The following is a 5601-nucleotide window of genomic DNA, read 5'->3' as shown; positions in this document are numbered from 1 at the left end:
TAAAATACGTATTATGAAATTGATTCAGTTGTAAAAGTAGGTTATTTATATTATGTTCTTATAATTTTTCGAAAAGGAGAGTTTATGAAAAAGATTATTGTTTTTGTATTAACGATATTTATATTATTCTCAGGATTCGCAACACAAAGTTATGCGTTGTCAGATTCGAAATCTGCGGCAATACAAACGTTGCTAGATGATGCCTCTCGTATATCAGGTGTGCCGGGAATGTCAATCTCAATACTTGCTGATGATAAAGTGTTCTACTTTTCTTCAGGATATGCAGACCGTGAAAAGGGGTTTTCTGCAAGTGAAAATACACTCTATGAGTTAGCTTCGGTCAGTAAAGCTTTTACCGGTATGGGTATTATGCTGTTGGAAGAACAAGGGCTGCTCTCAATGACTGACCCTGTCCAAAAATATTTACCTTGGTTTACGTTAAAGTATCAAGGGAAACCTGTTGATATGCAAAGCCTTACACTAAATAACTTTCTTCACCATACCAGTGGTCTAACAAATATTAGGCATACTCAAAATATTCCACAAGGCAATACACCGGATATGTTGCAAAAGACTGTGGAAATGCTCGTAGATGCTGAATTGGCGTTCCCTCCCGGTGAACAGTATAACTATGGAACCGTTAATTATGACGTATTGGGTTTGGTTATTGAGATTGTGTCGCGACAAAGCTATGAAGACTTTATGAGGGAACAGGTATTTCAGCCGTTAGGTCTTCACCAGACGTATGTTTATAAAGAAGATGCTCAAGCCACTGGACAGTTGGCACAGGGCTACCGTACTTCCTTTTTTATGACAACTCCATTTAAAGCTCCGGATTATGCTGGGAATAAACCCGCAGGCTACATCATTTCTAATACAAAAGATATGGCGCGTTGGATGGGTATACAGATGGGTATTGTGCAGGACATACCCGAAATATTTCACACGGTTATCGAAAAATCACATAGGGGTGATATGTCTGTTTCGGCTGTCAACGATATGTATTATGCGGCAGGCTGGTCGGTAAACGCCGACCAAACGATTATAGAACACACTGGGGGCAATCCAAATTTCAGAACCGAAGTAGCCATACTGCTAAATGAACGAACAGCCGTCTGCTTGCTGAGCAACGGCTCAAATACCAATATAAACCTGGTACTAAAAGTTAAAGATATATTAGACGGCAATCTAACTCAGTCATATGAAATAAGCAGCACACAGCTTTTGGATATCATTTTGTCGTCTATCACTATTATTCTTTGCCTATTGGCCGTTCTGCTATTTCTCTTAGGATTACGCAGAAGGAAAACGAATGAGCGGCAGCCAATGACAAAAAAGAGAATAATCGTAACAGTTATTTTCCTGATTGCTACGATTGCCCTGGGTATACTGTGCTGTGCTTTCGATTGGTCAACGATACTTATTTGGCAAACATATAGTGTTCTTACAGCTTTGATTTCGTCAGCATTATTAACAGCAAGCATTACTTGGCTTGTATACACTCACCGATAAAATACCTCGCTCCCAAGATAAACATAATGTTAAGTAATTAAATTTCAATTTATCGGTATGTTTAATTTGAAAAACCTAAGACACTTCGGTGTCTTTTTTAATATCATCGACAATTTTCCCAGTCAAACCTAATTACTATTGATTCCACTAACCTGCTCCGTTCGTGGAATAAGGATTTTTAAACAACTATATTATTTTTTAAATGACTTTATTGTAAATTAAACAACTATATTATTTTTGCACAAGCGTCGTTAGGTAACATTTCTTAAAAGACTGTTATTCCACAATCTGGCCCTATTACTGAAAAAGGCACAATTCCAATTCAAGAATAGCGCCCGTTTGTGGAAGTTCATTATTTAATTCTCGTTTTAGGATATATACTTTAACTGTTATTACTTTTCCCTTTAATAAAGAATCCAATTAGTGTCAAGATAAAACCAAAAGCTAATATAAATATCTCGTTACCATAAAATCTAATTCCTTCTTCATTTTGAATAAATAATGAGATTATCATTATTGAGATACCAAATAACATTAATTTCGTAGAACGCATTATCTTACTCCTTCTTATGTAGGTATTAATTGGTTGAACACAATGACCCCTATTTTAACATAATTCCCTCAAATTATTTAAATTCGTTATTCCACAATCTGGCCCTATTGCTGAAAAAGGCACAATTCATCTTCAAGAATTGCGCCCGATTGCGGTATAGTTAAGCAATATTTTCACCAAAACTTTAAGTAATGAACAAGCGTGTTAATTCCTACAAACTTTACAGCCATAATTGCAATTATAACTATAATACTTAATACAACCCCAGTAGCCTTTTTACCGGAATTAGCCATGTTATCACCCTTCCTTAAATCATATTTCTTCGTCAAACGATAAATTTACTGGCTCGTCCAGCAGTTCACCATGCACCTCTAAATTAGTTGTTGGAATACTTTCATTCACTTCTTCAAAAGTGAATTGATCTGCCCATACAGTTCCTTGTCCAGACAGAATGATACCAAACGAAATAACAGCACTTTGGGTTGGAACATCTAAAATAATAGAATAATGGTTCCAGTTTGTTGTTCCTTTAATGGGGCGATTACTCATATTATCAAATTGAAGAACATCTTCCATTGTGTCGTCTACTCGCATCCACATTCCAGCGTACGTATCTACCTCTTCCGTACGGATGAAACAAGAGAGTCTAATGCGCTTTCCAACAAACTGATTAGCCTTAAATGTTTGCATCATGGTAGCGAATTCGGTAGAATCTAACACTGTTTTGGATTTTAAATAACCTGATGCTTTCCCCTGATGAACAACTTCATGGTCAATTCCCATTTCGTAATTAAATGGATTTGATCCACTTAAAAACCAACCTTTCACCTTTGTATCCATATTTGTTTCCTCCTTAATTTTATTCACGTCTGACATCATTCTGCGATATTTGCCAGGTGGTAGCTTATAAATCTCTTTAAATGCTCTTGTAAATGATTCTTGTGATTCAAACTGATAATATAAAGCGATATCAAGAATGCGTTCACTTGTGTAAAGCAAGGCGGAAGAAGCATTAGCCAATCTTCTTAACCGAATATATTCAGTTACCGTCATGCCAACCGTGGATTGGAATATTCGATGAAAGTGATACTTTGAAAAATTTGATTGTGCTGCAATATTTTCCAAAGTAAGTGGTTCATGTAGGTTTTCTTCCACATACAAAATAATTTTCTTAATTATAATTTCATGGTTATACAACGAAGGCACATCCTTTAAATATGATATCAAGGTTCTTCATTCGTTTTTTGATATATCTTGCGAAGTAATCGCTGCATCCTAAAAATCATTAAAAAGAGGTTGATGTAATATCAACCTCTTTTTATATCTGCTGTAGGTTTAAAATAAAGTTTGATCAAAAACACCTCTTAAACCCACATCTTACGTTAAATTAATAGAACCCGTTTTGAAAAAAGATTGATCAAAACGGATTCTTCCTCTGTGAAGTATTGTTTAATTTTTATAAAAAAGTTTGGTCATTTTCTGTGATCTAATCTTCAACAAATTCCTATCCCTTTTCCTCTCTTAAAATGCAGGTATCGATTTAGTAGCCTTCTAAAATTTTGAAAAAGATGATTTATGAAATTGATTCAGTTAATTTTAAACATAATAAAAAAGCACTCTCTCAAGAATGCTTTATAAGTCAGGATATATTGTTGTATTGTAAAACTTTATATCTTCCTCAAAATATTGCTGATACCTGTTGAAATAAACTTTCTTTAATCAGCTTGATTTTTACGATGAACCTCAGTAAGATCTTTTATATAAATTAATGAATAGTCATCTCTAATATCCACTTCAAAAAAGTAATGATTTTTAGTTACTATATCTTTAACTTCTATTGCAAACAACCCCATTCCTCTTAGGTAATTGCTTTCTTCAGATTTTAAATCTTCTCTACCAATGCCATAGTTAGTTTCAATATAGTTTTCCACATAGTTGTATACGATAGCGTTTCGAGATTTAGAATTAAAATAATTGTAATTAACAAAAATAACTACTATACAAAATAATAGATTAAAGATAATTATTTTTTTTTCATTTTCCTCTCCTTCCGCCATATCAAGTATCAAGACTATATTTATTAATAATTACAATTTTTCAAACTATAAAAATTCGATTTTAGTGTCTTTACCTACCAATTTAACAATAAAGAAAATTTATAATAATACAATTAATTATTAATTGAAAAACTCACCATCGATATAATTGCAGAGTTAACGTTATAGTTTATATCACGTATAGTACTATTAGGAGCTACGTTTGAACTCTTAACATTGTACCTGTGGAAGCGTAGATATATCCAAGTCCAGGTGTCCAGTGATAATCATATGCATAATCTGCATTAGGTTCAAAAAGAGTATTTAAAAGTTATTCTAATCAAACTCTATTCCAAGGCTATAACAATTCCTTAAGAAAAAAGCCCCTAAAAGGCGGCTGGTCATTACAACTGTTAAATAATAACTAAAATTACAATTTTAAAAGACAAAGAAAGGTGTTAGAATAATATGAACAATAAAATTGGGAGGTGAAGAAAATTATGGATAATAAATATAAATTATTAGGACTTTTATGTATTATAATTCCTATATTATCTGCAATATATATTCTGTTAAATAGCAATATTTTAATACCAAAAGGTTATGATCTGGCAATTGATGGATATGTAATATCCAGAAATTTAATGGTTATTTTTTTACTATATTCACTTTCAAAATTAGGATACTTCTTCTCTACAAAATTGAAACAAGACTAACTATATTAGCTAGTCTTGTTTCAATTAATTGTTACTTAGCACTTATTAATTTATACTCTCCATGTTGGGGAACCTTAACAGTATAGCTATTACTTTTTAATACTTTTCCAGTTACTAAATCATAATACTCTCTAGTACCCGTTTCTACTTTATAATATACTCTATATCCCATATAAACGGTTGTATTAGGGTCAGCATTCAATGTATATCCTATTGAGCTAGTGATAGATTTTGATGTTGATATACCTAGTCCATCTATTGCTCCAGATACATCTGTTCCAAAAGTGACACTTTTGGTTGCTGTAATAGAACCGCCTCCTTTGCCTGTCGTTATATTATCAGAAGCTCTTTTATAACCCGACCATTCATTGTATGTTTTAACATTTACCTTTCGATATCGGAAATCATTAATAAAATAAGGTGTAACCTCTTCTGAATCAACTATTTCTTCTGAATTAACTACCTCTTCTGAATCAATTACTTCTTCTGAATCAACTACTTCTTCTGCTGCTACTGCTGTTTTCGAATCAATTGTAAAAGCAGCAGTAACTACAGATAATAATAGCAAAAATGGCAAAATTAACTTTTTTAACATAATATCACCTACTATGTAAATTATTGGTACATTTTTATAATACCATATTATAGAGTTGTTTTTTAGAAATATTTTTAAAATTTTTACAAATAATGTGTAGCTTTGATAAGCTTAAAAATAAAATTTGATCAGAATTACCTTGCAAACCCGCATTTTAAGTAAAATAAAAAGAACCCGTTTTGAAAAAAG

5 protein-coding genes are annotated in these 5601 nt (G+C 32.5%); 2 read left to right on the top strand and 3 right to left on the bottom strand.

Annotation, left to right across the window (positions count from 1 at the left end):
• The first annotated feature begins 84 nt into the window (after positions 1–84).
• Positions 85–1512 carry a serine hydrolase domain-containing protein gene (locus ACOMCU_RS27735; RefSeq protein WP_421052258.1) on the top strand — a complete coding sequence of 476 codons (1428 nt, stop codon included), beginning with the start codon at positions 85–87 and terminating at the stop codon, positions 1510–1512.
• An 865-nt stretch (positions 1513–2377) separates the two neighbouring features.
• Here the strand turns inward: ACOMCU_RS27735 and ACOMCU_RS27730 are convergent.
• Both ACOMCU_RS27730 and ACOMCU_RS27725 read right to left on the bottom strand, forming a co-directional pair.
• Positions 2378–3262: a helix-turn-helix domain-containing protein gene (locus ACOMCU_RS27730; protein WP_219363378.1), complete on the bottom strand. Its 885-nt coding sequence runs from the start codon at positions 3260–3262 to the stop codon at positions 2378–2380.
• 518 nt (positions 3263–3780) lie between these two features.
• Positions 3781–4122 (bottom strand): histidine kinase, encoded by a 342-nt coding sequence (locus tag ACOMCU_RS27725; protein WP_421052257.1) that lies wholly within the window; start codon positions 4120–4122, stop codon positions 3781–3783.
• A gap of 479 nt (positions 4123–4601) precedes the next feature.
• On the opposite strand from ACOMCU_RS27725, the gene ACOMCU_RS27720 reads away from it, so the two are divergent.
• Positions 4602–4817, top strand: a complete 216-nt coding sequence (locus tag ACOMCU_RS27720; RefSeq protein ID WP_010858142.1) for a hypothetical protein — start codon at positions 4602–4604, stop codon at positions 4815–4817.
• 31 nt (positions 4818–4848) lie between these two features.
• Here the strand turns inward: ACOMCU_RS27720 and ACOMCU_RS27715 are convergent, their stop codons facing one another.
• Entirely contained in the window at positions 4849–5412 is a 564-nt protein-coding gene (locus tag ACOMCU_RS27715; protein ID WP_421052256.1) for a hypothetical protein, read from the bottom strand.
• Between the last annotated feature and the right edge of the window lie 189 nt (positions 5413–5601).

The sequence above is a fragment of the Lysinibacillus sp. UGB7 genome (assembly GCF_049058285.1).
Taxonomy (GTDB): domain Bacteria; phylum Bacillota; class Bacilli; order Bacillales_A; family Planococcaceae; genus Lysinibacillus; species Lysinibacillus sphaericus_B.
Note: the sequence above shows the minus strand (reverse complement) of the source record. Positions and strands in the feature narration are given on the sequence as shown.

What these genes read in the sequence shown, in the direction of transcription:
- ACOMCU_RS27735 (WP_421052258.1), top strand. Translation starts at nt 85, where the DNA reads ATGAAAAAGATTATTGTTTTTGTATTAACGATATTTATATTATTCTCA.
- ACOMCU_RS27725 (WP_421052257.1), bottom strand. Translation starts at nt 4,122, where the DNA reads ATGGCGGAAGGAGAGGAAAATGAAAAAAAAATAATTATCTTTAATCTA.
- ACOMCU_RS27720 (WP_010858142.1), top strand. Translation starts at nt 4,602, where the DNA reads ATGGATAATAAATATAAATTATTAGGACTTTTATGTATTATAATTCCT.
- ACOMCU_RS27715 (WP_421052256.1), bottom strand. Translation starts at nt 5,412, where the DNA reads ATGTTAAAAAAGTTAATTTTGCCATTTTTGCTATTATTATCTGTAGTT.